Raw genomic sequence first — 20,000 nt, forward strand, 5'->3', positions numbered from 1 at the left:
TAGGTCCAATGACCTATTTTTTATCCCGAAACAAAGCGAGCGCTTCTGCAGCTGTTTGTTGGGCTGTTTGTTGGAGCGGTGCAACGGCTTGAATCATCGCTTCTTCTCGCTCTTCTCGTTTGTTCATACATTGTTGAATATATGAAAATAGTGCTTCACCGTCCCAGTCGTCTCGTTCGACATGCGCAAACACCGGTTGGTTTGCTTGCTCGGCAAATGCATCAATTTTCGGATCGTATGATAAAGCAATAAACGGTGTATGAACGACCGCCGCAAAAATTAACGCATGTAAACGCATCCCGACGAGTAAGTCAGCGCTTGCGATCATCGCCATTTTTTCTTCAATGCTTGCATCATAAGGAGCAACGACGGCGCGCTCTTTCATCATCGCTAACACGCGACGGGACGTTTGATCATCATGATGCCCATGCATCGGGATGAATACAACATCAAAACCTGCTCCAATCGAACGGTCAAGCGCAACAGCAATTTTTCTCTCAAAATCGCGACCGCGCGGCCAATCCCGTACGGAAACAGCAACAACAGGACGTGTAAACGACTGTTGTTGCCACCAAACGGTTGGCGTTGTCGGCGGCTCTAGTCCCATCACCGGATCAGGTACGACAGTAATCGGCTTTGTAACACCTAACGTTTTTAATAGTTGTGCAGATGGTTCATCGCGCACCGTAAGACGATCGACTTGATTTAACGTCCATTTCATCAACCATTGATTTGGCTTGTTGTTGACAGGACCCATGCCTTGTGCGTACACCATGACCGGTTTGCCAAGCCATTTGGCAATTTGCATGATCCCCGTATAGTACGGAATGCTGCGCCATCCTGTTTGATCTTGAAGCAAACTTCCGCCACCGCTAATTAACCCATCGCTTTGACGGAGCGCCTGAACGATGTCACCGATTCGCCAACGATTTACCGCATGAACCCCATATGTTTGTTTTGTAAATTCAGGATCGTTTGAAAGCACGGTCACTTGCACATGTGGATCATGCGCCCGAAGCGCTTGAATGATCGCATATAAAATGGCTTCGTCGCCGACGTTATGAAAACCGTAATATCCAGATAGTACAATGTTCATCGTATCACCTTTTTCCATACCCACTTATATACGTGAATGAGGGCAATACCAATAAATAGCCCAAGTCCAAGACTATACATTGTGCGAACAAATGAAATAAAAAGTGGGATATGCAAATGTGTAAATGTATTGATAATCGACAACCATCCGATTGTCCCAACGACAAGGAGGATCGCCCCTAGCTGTTTTTGCTTATTGATGACAAATAACGCAAGCAAATAAGCTGGAAAACCGAGTAAAAACTCTTTCGTGCGTGGGCGTACATATAACCATTCTTCTAATTTTTGTCTCGCTGCTAGTTCAAGGGCACTTGCCGTTCCTGTATTGCCAGAACGTAAAACATAATACGCTAACAGAGCAAGCACAACGAAGCTAATGACGACATGTCCGATCGTAATCGGGTGTTTCCATAGTCGCTTCATAAAAGGAAGAAGCGGCTCTCGAATCATCCAAGGTAAAACGAGTACGACCATGGCAACAAGCGGAACGACATAAACAAGTTTCACCCCACGAAACCCTTCACCGACATAAGCCATATACTCATTTCCATACAGCATCGTCACAATCCAACTGATTCCGACAAACGAAATGGCGATAGCACGACCATACGCCATAAATGTACCACGCCATCCTTCTTGAACGGAAGAAGGTTTAGCGGCATATATTGGGGTAATGATAGCAACGAGCAAAGCGACTGCCTTCAAGGCTAAATCAATCGCCAACACCGTTCCTGCAACACTTAAAATGAGCGTTCCGCCGGCGGCAAGTGATGCCATCATTGGCGACACGAGCGAACGAACCGCAAGAAAAACGAAAGCAGTCGCCCCAATCACAAATCCAATTGTAGCAATAGACGAACGTTCAATTGGTGCGAACGGTTCGCTTTTTCCAAGCGTATAATGACTCGGCATATGTTGAACAATTTGTTTCATCACCGTTATTGTTTTTTCCATATTTTGTTCTGTATCTGCCGATGCATACGGACGAATAAACAAGGCACGTATGTTTCGCTCTTTAATCGCACGAATAGCGACATCAACCGCTTCATTTGGCTTTCGTTGTTCTAAATTTAAACTATGTAAACGAACAACGTGCACATCCATCGCTTTTGCTAATGTCGTCAATCCTTTCGCTTCGTAAAACTCCGTTGACAATAGGACGTATCCCGCTTCTTTCCATCTTTCGCCCCATTTTGCGACATCTGTCGGATAGCCGGCCACTTCTTCTCCTGTCGGCAACAACTTAAATGTATGTTCATTTTTTAACGCTTCAATTTGTTGAAGTACACGTACACTTGCTTCGTTCATATCACGTGCATCTGGAATACGAAGTACAACCATTAAGCCTTGTTCAATGAGACGAGCGATTTTCATTTCATCATATCCGAGTGGAACACGCTCGATTTTTTTCGCATTCCCTTCGATTATATAGTACGTTTTTCCATTTGCTTGCATCGCTTGAACGTCATCGCCAAACGTCGCTTTGAGCGATGAAACAAGCGGGAACGTTTCATCGAGCGGATAAACGACAAGCCCACGCGAAGGAAGATGAGCGACCGTTTCATTCAATAAAACGAGGGTATGTTTCCATTCGTCCATCTTTAACAACAGAACATGTCCTGATTGTTCAAGTGAATCAAGCGTTTCTGCTTCTATACTTACCGTCGTTAAACCAGCTTCTTTCAATTGCTTCCATACGTCTTCTTCTTTTTCTTCTTGCAACCATGCTTCGATTTCATCGTATGGCATCATCATTTCATACGTTCGATTGTCCCATTCTGCTTGATGACGCTTGCTGATCGCTGGGGCGATGAGCAGCAGCGAAAGCGCGATGATAATCAACAACCATTTTTTCACGTGTTTCATCCCTTCTTCGTTTGATTCAACCATTGGCGAAGCTCTTGAAGCGTTACTCCACCGAGCGCAAGTGCAATTCCAACATAAAACAGACCACCACCGATTGTTGCAATCGCTACATACACGAGCGACGCCATTCTTCCCCACGTTGGGGAAATGAGAAATAAGCCGATGCCCATAACAAGCGAAGCAAATACATAGACGATGACCTTTCGATTCCAAAACGAAAGCGATATGTGACGGCGAATCGCAACATGGTTCATCCATGTAATAAACGCATATGTGACAAGCGTCGAAATACCAGCACCAATTAAGCCGTACCAAGAAATAAATAATATGTTTGTTCCCCATTTCACGACACAGCCGATGACGATAATGACTGCCGCGCGCTTTGATTCACCGATGCCTTGTAAAATGCCTGTGCCAAGCAAAGCGAGCGAGGTGAATACGGAACTTGCTAGCACGATAGCCATCGTCAAGCTTCCTTCGTGGTTTGTAAATAAAGCGATGTTCAAAGGAACCGTTAAACCAGCTAATCCGGCCGCAATCGGCCATGATAAGAAATGTGATAGTTCAAACGATTTTTGAATCGTTTGTCGCGCTTGTGTCAACTCCCCTTTCGCTAACTGCTTGCTTAGAAGCGGAATGAGCGGGAGCACAAGCGAAGATGAAAATACGGTTGCGATTTGCACAAGGGCTGTTCCGCGACTATATAGCCCAAATAAATAGCTCGTTTCGTCTGCTCCTACGCCATACGAACGAAGCGCGAGCGGAACGGATAGCGAGTCGACTAAATTTAAAAACGGCATTGCTAGGGCACCGAGCGCAATAGGAATAGATAACGTTAAAATCGTCTTGCTCGTCTCCATCCACTGCGTGCGCGTTAGTTTCACACGTTTCGGACGGTAAGGAGAGCGGGCATACAGCGCCCGTAAGTATACGAGACTTGCAAACGCCCCAAGCGGCGAGCCAATCATAATTGCTCCGGCGATTATATCGTCAGGGTATGCAGCTTTCACCATATAAAAAGCAACAAGTAAAATAAAAGCAACGCGCACAAATTGTTCAAGTACTTGTGATGCCGCCGTCGGTTTCATATTTTCAAGCCCTTGAAAAAACCCGCGATATACCGCCATATATGGTGAGATAAGAAGCGTTGTGGATACGACAATAATCGCCCATTGCGCTTCCTCGCCACCTAGTGCTTGGGCGATCCATGAGGAGCCTCCTACAAGGAGCGAAAAGCTGAGCACGCCGAAACTAAATGCCAATACGCTTGCGGTTTTGATAAGTCGCGCGACTTCATCTTCTTTTTGCTGGGCGCGCGCTTCGGAAATTAATTTCGATACAGCAATCGGAATCCCCGCAACCGATAAAATGAGCGCAACCATATAGAGCGGATAAACGAGACTAAAAATGCCGAGCACTTTATCTCCCGCAATGTTTTGTAACGGAATGCGAAAAATGCTGCCAAGCACTTTCGAGATGATCGTGCCGAGTGTTAAAATGATCGTCCCTTTCACAAATGACTGGCTCATTTTCTAACAACCTTTTGCTTTAAAATCGTCCACGCAAAGCGCGGCAACGCCATCATCCGCTTCGCTCGCGTCGGCTGTTTCAGTAAACGATACAGCCATTCGAGATTTAGACGAATCCATAGTTCAGGGGCGCGCTTGACCACTCCAGCAAGCACGTCGAAGCTTCCGCCAACGCCCATCCATACACCACGTCCGACTGTATGCATATGTTTGGCGATCCATTGTTCTTGTTTTCCCATACCGAGCGCAACAAATACAAAGTCTGGCTCGGCTTGTTTTACTTCTTCGACAATTGTCTGATCGTTCCAATTAAAGTAGCCGTTGCGTACCCCAACTAAACGAACGTTCGGGTAGTGTTGACGAATATGTTGTGCCGCTGCTTGTACAACTTCTTCTTTTGCCCCAATCATATATACGCGATATTCATACTCATCAGCAAGCTGCAAACAGCGGCAAAGCAAGTCGTAGCCAGCCACTCGCTCTGGAAGCGGCGTTCCGAGCAGTTCAGCCGCTTTCACGACCCCGATCCCGTCAGCAACGACATAATCTGCTTGTTGAATCGTTGCCATATATGTAGGTTCTTCATTTGCTTTCATCACAATTTCAGGATTCGCCGTTACGATAAAGCACGGCTTTTGTTGTTTGACGTGCGCATGAATGACGGACATCATTTCATCCATTGTCGCACGAACAAACGGAACTCCAAGTATGTGAACCGTTTGAAACGACATACAAAACGCTCCTTTAATTCGATTGTTCGACAACATTATTAATCATATCACAATGAATATGACATTGACTATTTCTTCTTCGTCATAACATTGGTAAACTAATGGTATACATACATGCAAAAGAAAGGGTTGCATTCGCGATGGAATGGACAAATGACACAGTCAATCGAACGGTGATGGCGCTCGTTCAACAATTGACAAAGGATTGGACGAAGACGAAAGTACACTCGGAAATATTAGAGATTTTCATGAACATGCGTTTAGAGACGAAAACGGAGGAAGAGTATGTCGGATTGCTTTTAACGAACGTCGCTTTTGCGACAGAGTCAAGCTTTGCATTAAACAAAATATTTGAGCTCATTTTGCTTCATAAACAATTTCCACCTGCTGAAGCGGTGCAAGCTTGGGTAACAGATGCGCATAAAAAAATTCAAGAACAATTGCCAACGTTGCGTGAAGTATATCACAAACATTTCGGCGACGAAGAAAATATAAAACGTAAGCTTGAACTGAGCTATTGCCCTGTCTTACTAAGCAATCGAATCAAGACAGATTTCATTTTCGCATTTATTCATGAACAAAACCAGCCAATGATGAAAGACTTTTTTGACGCTGATCCGAAAGTAGTGCTTGAGGCGCTTCATCATATTAGCGGCTTTTTTGCAAGCATGATTTTAGAAGATATTGAACTCATTTAAAAAAGGGAGCCTTTCGCTCCCTTTTTTATTGTACATCGTTCATTAATTTCGCAGATGCTAAAAACTCCGCCAATGCTTTAGCCACTTCTGCCCGTGTCATATATCCAGCTGGCACAAAACGATTATTCTCCCGTCCTGTAAAAATACCAGCTTGGTACATTTTTTCAACACTGTCTTTCGCCCACGCTTTCACTTGGCTAGCATCTTTAAAGTCGGTGACTTTCTTCGTACTATCTAACTGTGTCATATCATAATTCAAGAATGATAATTCAAGCGCTCGTTTGAACATGACCGCTGCTTCCGCACGAGTTACTGGCGCATTCGGTGCAAATACACCATTACCTTTTCCTTGAATAATGCCATATTTCACCGCCGCAGCAAGCTCGCCATTTTCGTTGAACCATTCTGTTCCTTTCACATCTTTGAACCGTTTATCATATGTCTCACTCGGCAATCCAAGCGCACGAACAAGTAAAACAGCAAATTGCGCACGTGTCATATTTTCTTTTGGTGCAAACGTTTGATCTGTTTTTCCTTTAATGATGTACTTAGATGCAAGCGCCTCAACATACGCTTCTGCCCATGTTTTTCCATTATCAACATCTACAAACGTTTTATTGTTTTCAACAACGACATATGTGGAGTTTGTTAGTGATTTTACTGTTGCTTGATCGCCGTTAAACACCGTTGGCACAGAGACAAGGTTGCCGTTTGCATCAACACGCACAGCTACCGAACGTTGTGGAACAAATACTTTCGATCCCTTTAATTCACGTTCCACATATTGCGTAAACCGTGTAATCGTTTCGCTTTTTCCGTTTGCTGTAGCAACAACGTTAAACTCCACCGCATCCGATACCGCAGTTACTCCTTGAGGCGGATTGACTTTCGTCATTTCAATAACGATTTTTATATTATCTATGCTTGAACCTAGCTTTTGCGCGATTTCGGTAAGCTTCGCTTGAATTTCCGCCACAGGTAACTTATATGATGCTTTATCTGTTTGAACATTCACTATCGCTTTTGCCTCTTTTGCCGCTACATCCGCAAATAGCTTTGCTGGTACTTCCGCCTTTGCCACTTCATTCGCTCCAAGCGTACCAACGCCTAACACGATTTCTTTATTTTGAGCTGAAACAAGATTAACGATATCTGCAATTTTGTCTACTTTCACTTCGGTTACTTTTTCTTTTTGTCCTTTGCTGTTTGTTTGCTCTTTTGTCGTTACTGCATCTTGGCCAACATTTACTTTTCCATTGTCTACTCCTGTGCTTGGAGGAGTTACAACTGAACCACCGCCTGTGCTACCGCCACCTGTGCTGCCACCGCCTGATGAATACGGATTACCTGTAGCTACAATAGCAGCTATAAGCGCTGTTTTTAAAGTGGACTTGTCTTCTGCTGTTAAAGAAAGCTTTTGGTCTAATCTTGTTTTCATACTAAACAAATCGTCTAACCCTGCACCGATCCCGTTTCTTAAATCAGCATCTAGCGTAGCAAGACTTGGATTTTTCGATTCCACTCCATTGCGAATCGTACGAATAAAACTCTTGTATTGTTCTTCTGATGGATTAGACGCTAAATCGATAGCTTGATCTAAATGATTCCATACCTCTTTTTCTGCTTCTGTAAAAAATGTAATTAATTTATCAACAGTTACAGATGTACCAAACACTTGATCAAACTCATCACTATAATTCGTTTGGAACGAGCGAATTTGACTTTCTAATGTCGAACCATTGGCACTATACACAATCGTTGCTAAAGCTTTCGCAACTTCTACTGCCTTTCCTGTGCCTGCTTTGTTGTCAATGTTTTGTTTAACTGTCGAGCCAATAACGTCCTCCCAATCGCTATCCTGTAATCCATTTAAAGCTGTTGCAGCCTTATTGTAAACTGTCACACCTTCTGAACTTAAATTGTTATAAATTGCAACAAGTCTTGAGATTTTCGTACCTAGTTCATCTTGCGCCGCCTCAACATGTGTAGCTTGTCCACCAATCGCAACCGCTGGTGTGAAAGCAACCGCCGTAGCAATCATCGCCCGCAACGCCTTTTGACTCCATGGATATTTTTTCATTTCATCACCTCATTTAAATATATGTAAATATGAAAGTACTAACAACCGTAATCTATCTTTTATTTCCATAAGTTTATAGTAATTCAATTGTATGACGATATCAAGACGTATTTCCAGCTTGGTTACATTTTTTATGTCTATTGTTCTATAAAATCGTGTATGATAAACATAGCGGAACAAAGAGAAAGGAGATCATTCAAGTGAAAAAGTGGATCGTCATTTCACTTAGCATCATCGTTTTGGTTCTTGGTGGTGCAGGGGGATACTATTATTTTCTTACGAATAAAAAAGTAGATTTGAAGAAAGAGGACAAAGAAGTAGCTAAAATTGTAGAAGAAGAATATGAAATTGTGTTGCCTGATGACAGCAATTCATCTGCGTCAGGAAACGAGCAAACATCCACAACAAAGAATCCAGACGACACAAATAGTCAAGCAAACAACAATGAAACAGAACATGAGGAGGAAAACAAGTCATCGTCGCCATCCGATGAAAAAGGAACAAATAACGAAAGCAAATCAAACGAACAAAATGATACAAATGAAGAAAACAAAACAAACGAACCCGTCCAACAAGTAACGGTCGCAAGCATTAAAGAAAAGTATCGTCCGTCGTTTGAACTCCTCCAACAGCAAGCGAATGCTAAAATTGACGCGCTTGTCGATCACGCAATTGGAGAGTACAAAGAAAGAAAAGCAAATGGACAATCGGTATCATTTAATTACTTCTTCTCCAAATACAACACAGCTGCCCAAGAGCTTGAGGCAAAAACAGATGCAGCATTCAACGTCATTTACAACGCACTAGAAAACGAATTAAAAAAGAATGGCTTTAGCCCAAATCATGCGAAAGAATTTCGTGAAACATACGAACAACAAAAATCAGCGCAACGCAACGCGCTATTAAAAAAAGCGTTGAGCAAACTGTAAAAGGGAGCCCGTCGCTCCCTTTTACTCTTCATCACAATCTTCACATACTTCAAAGATGTCCTCATCGTCCCAGTCATCTTCTTCCCAGTCGTCATCATCCCAGTCAGTAAATAAGTCATCAAGTTGGTCGTGAATTTGTCCGGCAATGTCTTCAAACGCATCGTAAAACGTATCGATCCGTTTCGATAACGTACTCGCAGAAATGCCGTATTGCTCAGCAAGCTGTTTTTGTGAAATCCTTTGTTGCAAAATCGCATCAGCCATAATGTAATGAAGCGCTGCTGCGTACACTTCTGGCTTTCGAATCGTCGGATTGTACAGGCGACAATATTCCACCCAAATGAGACGTGCGGTGTCAATAATAGACAGCTCTTTTTGCGGAAAGTTTTTTTCAAATGACGTAAACACTTGCTCTTGTTTTGGCGATAAACTTTCGACATCAAACATCGTTAACCGTAACGATTTTTGAAACGTTTCTGGATACGCCTCAATCCATCGTTCATATTGTTCGCCGCACGCTTTCCAAACATCTTGTATGTATACGTATAACGGATGGGTTAAAACGACCGGGAGAGGAAAAAATGTTCCAAAACAAGCGATATATTGGCCATGAGGTACAAAAACACCCGCCAATGCTTGTCCTTCTTCTAAATGAAACTCATCCGGCATATCAAGCAATTTCATCTGTTTCGTTTCCTCTGTTAATAAGTCCGTAACAACGACATACGAATCGCGCAATTCATCTATGCAAACAAACGTCGGAAACGCCTGCCGCCACGATTGAATGATGCTATATACAGTCGGCCGAATTGCCTGCTTACGAAGCGTGCGCAAATAGTAATCGAAAATCGTCATCCCATGTGCATCCTTTTTGAAAAACATCGCCCACATACTAATGAAAAAGCGAAACACAGGTGTTGTATCTTCGTCCGTTTGTTCTACGATCATATGTTTTTGAACCGTTCGATACAAAAACGATTCGTGTTCAAATGTAGCATAGTGAATGAGATCGTGCATATGGTGAATAACGTCTTGATCGATAAGCTCATGCATCGACACAACATTATTCCCACAACAATGTTTATACTTTTTTCCACTTCCGCACGGACATAACGCATTTCGTGCTACTTTACTCATTTTCCCCACCTCAACACTTTTTCTTTATTGTAACATGTCAAAATGGAAGAAGATACATCCTTTGTGTCTTTCCTTGCAATCGTGTAGAATAAGCATTAAACGCTATAAAAAAGGAAGAGAGCAATGATTGGACAAATCGTAATATGGCAAGTAAAAGAACAAAAACCGTTCGGCTACATCGTCACAAATGGAAAAGAAAGCGCCTTGCTTCATGAAAGCCAATGCGAACGTGCGCTACAAATAGGCGATGAAGTCGAAGTATTTCTTTATCATGACCACGACGGTCGGATGCGTGCAACGATGAAACGACCGCTAATCACAACAACATCATACGGTTGGGTTGAAGTCGTCGACGTCGTACCACAGCTCGGCGTTTTCGTTCATATCGGCATTGAAAAAGACGTGTTATTATCGGTCGATGACTTACCGTCCATTCCGACACTTTGGCCGGAAAAAGGAGATCAGTTGTACTGTTCGCTCCAAGTAGATAAACGGGGACGGCTGCTCGCGAAACTCGCGGATGAAGAAACGATGAAACAAATAATCGTTCCCGCCCCTGCTTCTGCGTTTAACACGAACGTGCGCGGACGCATTTACCGTTTAATTAAAGCAGGATCGTTTCTTATCACAGAGGTCGGGTATATCGGATTCATTCACGAGTCACAACGAAGACGCGAACCACGCCTCGGTGAACTCGTCGAAGGACGCGTCATCGCTGTGAAAGAAGACGGAACGATTAACGTATCGCTACTTCCGCGAAAACAAGAAAGTTTACAAACAGATGCAGAAACGATCTACAACTATCCTGAAAGCCGTGGCGGTGCGATGCCATATAGCGACAAAAGCGACCCAGAAGACATTCAGGCGCGTTTTCATATGAGCAAAGCCGCATTTAAACGCGCGCTCGGACGGCTAATGAAAGAAAATAAAGTGTACCAACAAGACGGTTGGACATACATACAAGGGAGAGACGAAAAATGATTCGTTTTGCGACAATCGGAACAAATTGGATTACAGAAGCGTTTATTCGCGCGGCCAAACAAGTGCCTTCGTTTCATTTACAAGCTGTTTATTCTCGTCAACAAGAAACCGCAAACGCCTTTGCTGAAAAAACAGGGGCAACCGAAACGTTTACAAACTTACATGAACTTGCAGTAAGCAAAAACGTCGATGCGGTATATATCGCAAGTCCAAATGCGTTTCATGCCGAACAAGCAATCACGCTTATGAATCACGGCAAACATGTCATTTGTGAAAAACCGCTCGCTTCTAACGCCAAAGAAGTGGAAGCGATGATTGAGGCGGCACAAAAAAATGGTGTCGTGTTGATGGAGGCGATGAAGGCGACGTGTTTACCAAACTTTCAAGCGGTTCAACACCATTTACCGAAAATCGGGCGCGTCCGTCGCTACGTCGCAAGCTATTGCCAATATTCTTCGCGCTACGATGCGTTTAAGCAAGGAACGATCGCAAACGCCTTTAACCCTGCTTTTTCAAGTGGGGCATTGATGGACCTTGGCGTATATTGTTTATATCCGCTCGTTGTTTTGTTTGGCGAACCGAAAACCATTCAAGCGCATGGCGTTCGCCTATCGTCGGGCGTAGATGGCGAAGGAAGCATCATGCTCGATTACGGCGAGATGGATGCGATCGTTATGTATTCCAAAATCGCAAACTCGTATGCTCCTGCCGAAATTCAAGGAGAAGAAGGTACGATCGTTATCGATGCGATCCATACGCCAGCACGTGTTCATATTCATTACCGTGACGGGCGCATTGAAGACGTCACCGTTCCGCAACCGTACGAGCCGATGTACTATGAGGCGCTTGAATTTATGTCACTCATCGAACAGGGAGAGAAAGAATCTACAATTAATTCACACGCCCATTCGCTTGCGACAATGAAAGTGATGGACGAAGCAAGAAAACAAACAGGCATTGTATTTCCTGCTGATGAACATTTCGCCTAAAGCGGAATGTTCTCTTTTTTTATTTCATGAATATATTTTTATAAAAAATAATTGGGTGTGCTATAATTTAATATAATCATTTGCACACGAGGTGATATGATGCGCATCTATAATTACGAGTTGCTGAAACATCTCTCTTATTCGATGGAAACTCTTCAATTACTTTCAAAAATTGATGAATACAAAGGGAAGCAAGATTTGTATAAGAAACAATCTCCCCAAATACTCGAAACACTTAAAAATGTAGCCATCATTCAATCAACAAAATCATCAAACGCGATTGAAGGAATTATCATTACAAATAAACGGCTGAAAAGCATTATGGCAGGACAGACGTTACCGATGGACCGATCGGAAGGGGAGATTGCTGGGTATCGGAACGTGTTAAAACTGATCCACGCCTCATCCGATGCCATTCCGATATCCCCTTCTATCATCAAACAACTACACCGTGATTTATACGAGTATGTCCCTTCACAAGGAGGAGAATGGAAAAGTCAAGATAACTATATTAGCGAAACGTTGCCGAATGGGGAAAAGTTTATTCGTTTCATTCCCGTACCTGCTTTTCAAACAGATGAGCACATGCGCCTTCTCTGTATGACTTTTCAAGATACCGTTCAAAAAGGTGACGTACATCCATTGATCGCAATTGCCATCTTCATTTTAGATTTCCTTTGCATTCATCCATTCCACGACGGCAATGGACGGATGTCACGTTTATTAACTCTTCTTTTACTATACAAATTTGGGTACGAAGTCGGTCGTTATATTAGTATAGAAACACTCATTGAAGAAAGCAAAGAAACATATTACGACGTGCTAAAGCGCTCATCAATCCATTGGCATGAAGGGAAAAATGATATTTTTCCTTGGCTACATTACTTTTTATCGATTATCGTTGCTGCATATAAAAAACTTGAAGAGCGTGTGGGCTATGTAGAAACAAGTCGCGGAAATAAACGAAAGCGCATTAAAGATTTTATTGAAGGGAAAATTGGATACTTTACAAAAGAAGAGATTCGCTATGCCTGTCCTGACATTAGTGAAGCAACGATCAATCGCGTCTTAAACGAATTAAAAGAAGCAAAAAAAATCACCCCAATTGGTAAAGGAAGAAGCGCAAAGTGGAAAAAAACTAGTGAATAAGCGAGCGTCTATGCTCGCTTATTCGCCTTCCAAACCATCCATAACACAATCGTCGCCCCGATCATATCGATGATGACGTCAGAAAATAGCGCCGTTCGCTTCGGTTGAAACGATTGATGCCATTCATCGAACATGGCGCAAAAAAGCGTCAACAACCAAGCGACACGGTATGAAGCCGTTGCTTTCCATGCAAAAAACGCAAACGTTCCAAATACCATCATATGCGCACATTTTCGAACAATAAAATTCCATGAAAACAATCCGTCGCTCACAGGACGGTTCGTATGAATGCCAACATATTCAAGAAAACGACGAATCCATTGTGCTGTTTGCTCCCCTGTAAATAGCGGAGACTCGGTAAAATAGTAAATAAGCGCACACCATGCAACGACAAGACCCCACCATATCATACGATTTGTTTTAGTCATCATTCAGACCCTTTCTATATACGGAAATCTTCCCACCATTCTATCTCTTTTTCCTCTTTTTCACAACAAAAAAGCCCCTCCCAAATTGGGAAGGACAACATGTTACAGCTGACTAGCAGGACCGAAAAATTCATAATGAACCCGCTCTTCAGCCACCCCACATTGCTGCAGAGCTTCTTTGACAGTTTTCATAAAAGGAATTGGGCCGCACATGTATACATCGACATTCGTTTGCCCGATAACAGACCGCATAAATGAAGCGTCAATAAATCCTTCCTTCTTAAAATACGGATGAGTTCGGTCAGCTTCTGACGGTTGTTCATAACAAACATAATAAGATACGTTCGTTTGTTCTGCGAGCATGCGCAACTCTTGATCAAATGCATGAACGCGACGATTGATTGCCGCACAAATAAAAGTGATTGAACGATTTGGCTGTTGTTTTACGACTGACTTCGCCATACTTAATAATGGTGTAATACCTACGCCACCGCTAACGAATATAACAGGAGTTTCCTTGCTCATGTCGATTGTAAAATCACCAGCTGGTGCACTTAATTCAAGCACGTCCCCTTCTTTTACATGATCATGTAAATAATTCGATACAATACCGGCAGGCTTTTGTGCTGTTTCAACTTCCCGCTTTACACTTATACGGTAGTGCGATTTCCCTGGTACATCCGATAAACTATATTGACGAATGTGCGTATATTTTTCGCTTGGAATTTGCACTTTCACACTTACATATTGTCCTGGAAGAAAATCGCTTATTTCCCCTCCATCTTGTGGAACAAGATAAAATGATGTGATAACATCACTTTCTTTCACTTTTTTCTGCACAACAAAAGGACGAAAATCAACCCATCCTCCTTGTTTTTTCGCTACCTCATCGTACATTTGTTGTTCTACTTGGATAAATACATCAGCAATTACGCCGTAAGCTTCTCTCCATGCTTCAATCACTTCATCTGTCGCAGCTTCACCAAGTACATCTTTAATCGCCATCAATAAATGTTTACCAACGATCGGATAATGCTCCTTTTTTACCCCTAAACTACGATGTTTATGACCAATTTGTTTAACAACGGGCAAAATGTCCTCTAAACGATCAATATGCTTCGCTGCTGCATATACAGATGCGGCCAACGCCTTTTGTTGTCTCCCTTGCTTTTGGTGAGCATGGTTAAAAATGTTCAATAACTCCGGGTGATTAGAAAACATCAGTTCATAAAAACGCCGTGTAATTTGTTCCCCATATTGTTCTAACACAGGAGCCGTTGATTTGATAATTTCAATTGTACGTTCGCTTAATAAAGATTTTATTGCGCCCATCACACATATCCCCCAAAAACATATATTTTATATACATGTTTATTGAATCATATAAAAAACAAAAAAGCAATATATAAAATACATGTTTTTTTATCACATAACGGCGAGACGAAAGAATGTGCTACTATATAAAGTAAATAACAAATGAAAGGTGAAACATTATGCAGTTAACGAACTATACAGAATATGCGTTGCGCGTTCTTCTCTTTTTAGGAACGTTAGAAGAAGGTGAAAAAACAAACATTAAAGAAATTTCCCGCACGTTTTCCATTTCAGAAAACCATTTAAGTAAAATTGTATACGACCTCGGAAAACTCGGACTTATTGAAACGATTCGCGGGCGAAACGGTGGCATTCGCCTCGCTAAAAAACCAGAAGACATTCGCATCGGTGCTGTCGTTAGGCAAACGGAAGAGAATTTATCTCTCGTTGAATGCTTCGCCGCTCATGGAAACGACTGTATTATTACGCCCATTTGTCAGTTGAAACATATTCTTCATGAAGCATTGCAAGCATTTTTACAAACACTCGACAATTATACACTTGCTGATTTACTACAAAATAAGCAAACATTAAAAACATTTTTTAACTTCCCTCGTTTGTAAACAAATAGAGAGCATGCTAAAATGAGGACAAATTTAAGAGAAGGAGATGCTGTCATGTTACAGGCGATGTTGCCGCAAGAGTTGATGACGAAAGCGGCTCAACGTGTCATAAAGCTGCTACCGTACAAAAAACATAGCGACTTAATTAAACGTGCGTGGCAGTTGTATCGCACCGGGCATGTATATAACGTGGCGATCGAGGACAATGTGCTGAAAGGGAAAGTAACAGATAAAGGACATACATATGAGCCGTCTTTTCGGTTAAAGCAGGCGGCGGGCTCATCGTGTACTTGCACAGCCGTCGGTCTATGTCCGCACAATGTTGCGTTATTTTTATATGCATACAATCAAATTGATGCAGTCGGGAATTTAATTAGAACATGGAAAGAACCAGCGACAAAACGAAAAAAAGCCGAAAGCAATGAAAAACAAAAAGACGTACAAGCGAAACAACAAACCGTTCAGCAACAGAAGCTAAACGAGAAAAATAGAAGCAATACGTCAAACAACACAAATATCGTTGACGCGTGGTGGCAATCGTTTGAAGAAAAATATCGCCGCATCCCGCTATACAATGTAACGGAAGAAGAACATATGCGCAGGCTCGTTCAATCGTTTTTCCCAACATTCGAACGTCCGACATCTAAAGCATCGTTTTTAGACCATTTATATTATGTCCATGCCGCCTTATTTACATTTATTAAACTTGTTCATATTCCACAACAACCGTGGGGCTACTCCGCAATGATGCAAGAGCGGCATGTGGAACAATTTTCTTCAACCGTCCAACAAGCACTCACAAATTTAGCGAAAAAACCGCGTACAAAAAGTCATGAACAACTTTTATACGCTACCATCCCATACGTAAGAAACGTATTGTCAGGCGAATTAACGTACTTTAGCCAAATATTAGATGTATACGAAATCATATGGACAACCGTATTGACCGACGAAACATATCGCCAAGAGGAATGTACATGGGCGATTGAGCAGTTAAATAAGAAACAAACCGTAGAAGAAAAAATACCGTTTATCGGCGCAGCTTCGTACGTGTCGTTTTTGCTTGAAAACGATCATCGTGCGTATCAGCTCATTGAACCGTTTCCATACTTAGCAACAGGACATATCGTCCGTTTTATGCATATGTCATTTGCGAAAAAGCAAATTCAACGTGGAGCTGATTGGTTCCATCGGCTCGAACAAAATGTGGAAACGTACTTATATTCGCTTCATATAACTGACCGTGAGTGGTTTGTTCAACATGTACTATCTGCCTATGTCCAATATAGTATCGCTACAAAAAATGAACAAACCGAACGGTACGAACAGCTTCTTCAAAAGCTGCTTCCGTACAGTTTTTATACGTACATCGATTACTTATTTGATGAACAAAAATGGAAAGAGCTTATTGAATTATATATGCTTGAAAAAGCAACCGTCGACATGATTCATCCGCTCCATTTAAAAGCGGTCGAACAAGCGGACCGTTCGCTCGTTCTTCCTTTGTATCACCAAACGATTATGCATTATATTAAACAAAAAAATCGCAGCGCATACGAACAAGCAATAAAACATTTACGAAAACTGCGCGCCCATTACCGCGCCTTAAAACAAATGTCGCGCTGGGAAACATATATCGCAACATTAGCTGAACAAACGAAACGATTACGTGCCTTTCAAGATTTATTACGGAAAGGGAAATTCATATGATGCAACTTGAACTAAAAAGCCGCTGGCTTGAAGAACAAAAACAGTTTTTCATTTATAGTGATGATGCGCACCCAGATGAGTGGAAAGAGCTCGTCTTTTGTTGGCATGAAGAAACGTTTTACGGGACATTTGCGACAGTTGATACAATCGGAAACCATATTGGCGTCCTTCTTTCGCCTTGGGAGGCGCTTACGTTTTTTGCTTATCCATCGTCCAATCGATTTATTCATATGATATGGGACGAACAAAGCAAACAATTTCAAACATGGGCAAAACAAATCATGGGACATATCGAACAAAAGCAGTTTATGCCTGACTTTGAAACATGGAAAAAAGGGCAATTCGGCTGGAAAGGTACAGAAGAAGATCATCCGTTCGTTGCGATGTGGCGCTCTGAAGCAATAAACGACTGGATTCAATCGGACGTGGAGCTAAAACAAACGTGGCAACAAATCGTTGAAACATATCCGCTACTGACAAGCGACAGCGTTTCATTTATGGACGAGCATGACTGGCTCACCGAAATCGGCTGGGACAAAAACCGCCCGCCATTTATCGTCGCCATTCGTTTAAACGAACCAGAGGAAGATGGGGGAGCATGGTCGCTTGAAACGGTGCTCATCGACGCAGCAACAAACGACATCACCGTGTATCCGCATATGCCGAAAGCTTGGCAAGCGTACGCCAACCATATTGAACGAGCTCAACAACGCTGGCAAACAATCGTTCCATGGCTGAGCGAAAATGGGGCGCTGCGCACGCAACTAAACGAAGAAGAAGCGTTGCGCTTTTTAGTGGAAGCGACAATCGAACTCACCGAAGCAGGCGTTCGCGTTATCGTTCCGGAATGGTGGGAAGTCGTCAAACAAACGCGCCTTCGTGTAAAAGCACGAGTGAAATCATCGGCGACATCTGTATTCGGACTCGATGCACTCGTCGATTTCGACTGGCGCATCGCTACAAACGGCATCGAACTGACGGAGCAGCAATTCGCGGAACTCGTCGAACAAAAGCGCCGCCTCGTGCGCATTCGCGATCAATGGGTGCAACTTGACCCTGCCGTCATTCAACACGTACAAAAGCTGATGAAACGAGCGAAACAAGAAGGTTTATCGCTTCGTGACGTGCTGATGCAAACGCTCGCGGAAAAAACAAACGAACAACATGAAGACGATGAAGCGATTGACATTGAACTAAATCGCTCGTTTGCCACACTCGTACGAAAAATGAAAAACATTGACCATATCCCAATGGTCAGTATTCCGAGCACGTTCCACGGCACGTTACGTCCATACCAACAGCGAGGCGTCGACTGGCTTGTCTTTTTACGCCAGCTCGGTTTTGGTGGCTGTTTAGCAGACGATATGGGTCTTGGGAAAACGATACAAATGCTAGCCTATCTCGCCTATGTGAAAGAAAACGAGAAACGAAACGGCCCTGCTTTACTTATTTGTCCAACGAGCGTCATCGGCAACTGGCAAAAAGAATGTCAGCAATTCGTCCCGTCTTTAACCGTCTACGTTCATCACGGATCCAATCGTGGACATGAAGATACGTTTGTCGAAAAAGCAAAAAGCTGTGACCTTGTCATTACATCGTACAGTTTGGCGCATTTAGATTTCGACGACCTCGCAAGCATCGATTGGGATGTCATTTGTTTAGATGAAGCACAAAACATTAAAAATGCCCAAACGAAACAAGCGCGTGCCATTCGTAAACTAAAAGGGCGCCATAAAATCGCGCTCACCGGTACACCGATTGAAAATCGACTAAACGAACTTTGGAGCATCTTCCACTTTTTAAACCCGGGCTACTTAGGCTCACAAACAGAGTTTCAACGTCGCTTTGCAACGCCGATTGAAAAAAACGGAGACGCACAAGCAACGGAAAAACTACAAAAACTCATTCGTCCATTTTTATTGCGGCGAACGAAAACAGACGAACGCATTGCGCTCGACTTGCCTGATAAACTCGAACAAAAAGAATATTGCCCACTCACCGTCGAGCAAGCATCCTTATACGAACAAATTGTACAACAGTCGCTTGAAAAGCTCGAACAAGTCGATGGGTTTGCACGACGTGGCATCATTTTACAAATGTTAAACAGCTTAAAACAATTATGTAACCATCCAGCACTATACTTAAAAGAAAAACATCCAAAGCAAATCGTCGAGCGATCGCATAAAGTAGAAAAGCTGCTTGAGCTTGTTGAACAAATTCGCGAAAACGGGGAAAGTTGCTTAATCTTTACGCAGTACATTCAAATGGGCGAGATGATCCAACACCTTCTTTCTACGCATTTGAAAGAAACTGTCGTCTTTTTAAATGGAAGCACACCGAAACAAACGCGCGATGAAATGATCGAACAATTTCAAAACGGGAAGTTTCATATATTCATTTTATCGCTCAAAGCGGGCGGGACAGGTCTAAACTTAACAGCCGCCAACCACGTCATTCATTTTGACCGTTGGTGGAATCCGGCTGTGGAAAACCAAGCGACAGATCGAGCGTATCGCATCGGGCAAACGAAATTTGTTCATGTGCATAAATTCATTACAACCGGGACGATTGAAGAAAAAATCGACGATATGCTTGAGAAAAAACAAGCGCTCAATGAACAGCTCATCCAAAGTGAAACGTGGATTACCGAACTATCCAACGAACAATTGCGCGAACTATTTACGCTTTCATGAGGTGAAATATGGCAAAGAAAAAAGGAACGAAGCAACAAACGTTATGGG

At 42.7% G+C, this 20,000-nt stretch carries 16 protein-coding genes; 8 read left to right on the forward strand and 8 right to left on the reverse strand.

Features of this window, described 5'->3' with window-relative positions; translation table 11 throughout:
* Window positions 1-13 precede the first annotated feature (13 nt).
* The 4 genes from csaB to BO219_RS13355 are packed head-to-tail and all read right to left on the reverse strand — an operon-like array spanning window position 14 to window position 5,221.
* Window positions 14-1,096, reverse strand: a complete 1,083-nt coding sequence (csaB, locus tag BO219_RS13340) for a polysaccharide pyruvyl transferase CsaB (RefSeq protein ID WP_226373837.1) — start codon at window positions 1,094-1,096, stop codon at window positions 14-16.
* On the reverse strand, window positions 1,093-2,985 hold the full coding sequence (locus BO219_RS13345) for a DUF5693 family protein (RefSeq protein WP_077429891.1): 1,893 nt from the start codon (window positions 2,983-2,985) through the stop codon (window positions 1,093-1,095). Before BO219_RS13345 ends, csaB begins: the two co-directional genes overlap by 4 nt.
* Complete coding sequence (locus tag BO219_RS13350) at window positions 2,958-4,490, reverse strand: putative polysaccharide biosynthesis protein (protein WP_077429892.1); 1,533 nt, start codon at window positions 4,488-4,490, stop codon at window positions 2,958-2,960. Before BO219_RS13350 ends, BO219_RS13345 begins: the two co-directional genes overlap by 28 nt.
* The gene (locus BO219_RS13355) at window positions 4,487-5,221 is read right to left on the reverse strand and encodes a WecB/TagA/CpsF family glycosyltransferase (protein ID WP_077429893.1); all 735 of its coding nucleotides are present in this window, start codon (window positions 5,219-5,221) and stop codon (window positions 4,487-4,489) included. The genes BO219_RS13350 and BO219_RS13355 overlap by 4 nt, the downstream gene beginning before the upstream one ends.
* A gap of 101 nt (window positions 5,222-5,322) precedes the next feature.
* Between BO219_RS13355 and BO219_RS13360 the strand changes: the two genes are divergently transcribed.
* Window positions 5,323-5,919, forward strand: a complete 597-nt coding sequence (locus BO219_RS13360; RefSeq protein WP_077429894.1) for a hypothetical protein — start codon at window positions 5,323-5,325, stop codon at window positions 5,917-5,919.
* Between the two features lie 25 nt (window positions 5,920-5,944).
* Here the strand turns inward: BO219_RS13360 and BO219_RS13365 are convergent, their stop codons facing one another.
* A complete protein-coding gene (locus tag BO219_RS13365) occupies window positions 5,945-7,999 on the reverse strand; it encodes an S-layer homology domain-containing protein (RefSeq protein ID WP_077429895.1) in 2,055 nt (684 codons plus the stop codon).
* Window positions 8,000-8,199: 200 nt separating this feature from the next.
* Here BO219_RS13365 and BO219_RS13370 point away from each other — a divergent pair, with 200 nt between their 5' ends.
* Window positions 8,200-8,928 carry a hypothetical protein gene (locus BO219_RS13370; protein WP_077429896.1) on the forward strand — a complete coding sequence of 243 codons (729 nt, stop codon included), beginning with the start codon at window positions 8,200-8,202 and terminating at the stop codon, window positions 8,926-8,928.
* 21 nt (window positions 8,929-8,949) lie between these two features.
* On the opposite strand, the gene BO219_RS13375 is transcribed toward BO219_RS13370, so the two are convergent.
* Window positions 8,950-10,065, reverse strand: a complete 1,116-nt coding sequence (locus BO219_RS13375) for an SEC-C metal-binding domain-containing protein (RefSeq protein WP_198936698.1) — start codon at window positions 10,063-10,065, stop codon at window positions 8,950-8,952.
* 123 nt (window positions 10,066-10,188) lie between these two features.
* On the opposite strand from BO219_RS13375, the gene BO219_RS13380 reads away from it, so the two are divergent.
* From BO219_RS13380 to BO219_RS13390, 3 genes are all read left to right on the forward strand, one after another.
* The gene (locus tag BO219_RS13380) at window positions 10,189-11,046 is read left to right on the forward strand and encodes a CvfB family protein (protein WP_077429898.1); all 858 of its coding nucleotides are present in this window, start codon (window positions 10,189-10,191) and stop codon (window positions 11,044-11,046) included.
* Entirely contained in the window at window positions 11,043-12,035 is a 993-nt protein-coding gene (locus BO219_RS13385) for a Gfo/Idh/MocA family protein (RefSeq protein ID WP_077429899.1), read from the forward strand. The genes BO219_RS13380 and BO219_RS13385 overlap by 4 nt, the downstream gene beginning before the upstream one ends.
* 99 nt (window positions 12,036-12,134) lie before the next feature.
* Window positions 12,135-13,184 carry a Fic family protein gene (locus BO219_RS13390; protein ID WP_077429900.1) on the forward strand — a complete coding sequence of 350 codons (1,050 nt, stop codon included), beginning with the start codon at window positions 12,135-12,137 and terminating at the stop codon, window positions 13,182-13,184.
* 8 nt (window positions 13,185-13,192) lie between these two features.
* Here the strand turns inward: BO219_RS13390 and BO219_RS13395 are convergent, their stop codons facing one another.
* Window positions 13,193-13,612 carry a VanZ family protein gene (locus tag BO219_RS13395; protein WP_077429901.1) on the reverse strand — a complete coding sequence of 140 codons (420 nt, stop codon included), beginning with the start codon at window positions 13,610-13,612 and terminating at the stop codon, window positions 13,193-13,195.
* 102 nt (window positions 13,613-13,714) lie between these two features.
* Complete coding sequence (gene hmpA / locus BO219_RS13400) at window positions 13,715-14,944, reverse strand: NO-inducible flavohemoprotein (RefSeq protein ID WP_077429902.1); 1,230 nt, start codon at window positions 14,942-14,944, stop codon at window positions 13,715-13,717.
* A gap of 161 nt (window positions 14,945-15,105) precedes the next feature.
* Between hmpA and BO219_RS13405 the strand changes: the two genes are divergently transcribed.
* From BO219_RS13405 to BO219_RS13415, 3 genes are read left to right on the forward strand one after another with little or no spacing between them, the layout of a single operon-like run.
* Window positions 15,106-15,549, forward strand: coding sequence for an Rrf2 family transcriptional regulator (locus BO219_RS13405; protein WP_077429903.1), 444 nt, complete (start codon window positions 15,106-15,108; stop codon window positions 15,547-15,549).
* A 54-nt stretch (window positions 15,550-15,603) separates the two neighbouring features.
* Window positions 15,604-17,259 carry an SWIM zinc finger family protein gene (locus BO219_RS13410; RefSeq protein WP_077429904.1) on the forward strand — a complete coding sequence of 552 codons (1,656 nt, stop codon included), beginning with the start codon at window positions 15,604-15,606 and terminating at the stop codon, window positions 17,257-17,259.
* A complete protein-coding gene (locus BO219_RS13415; RefSeq protein WP_077429925.1) occupies window positions 17,259-19,952 on the forward strand; it encodes a DEAD/DEAH box helicase in 2,694 nt (897 codons plus the stop codon). Before BO219_RS13410 ends, BO219_RS13415 begins: the two co-directional genes overlap by 1 nt.
* The last annotated feature ends 48 nt before the right edge of the window (window positions 19,953-20,000 follow it).

Source organism: Anoxybacillus kestanbolensis, from assembly GCF_001996285.1.
Taxonomy (GTDB): Bacteria; Bacillota; Bacilli; order Bacillales; family Anoxybacillaceae; genus Anoxybacillus; species Anoxybacillus kestanbolensis_A.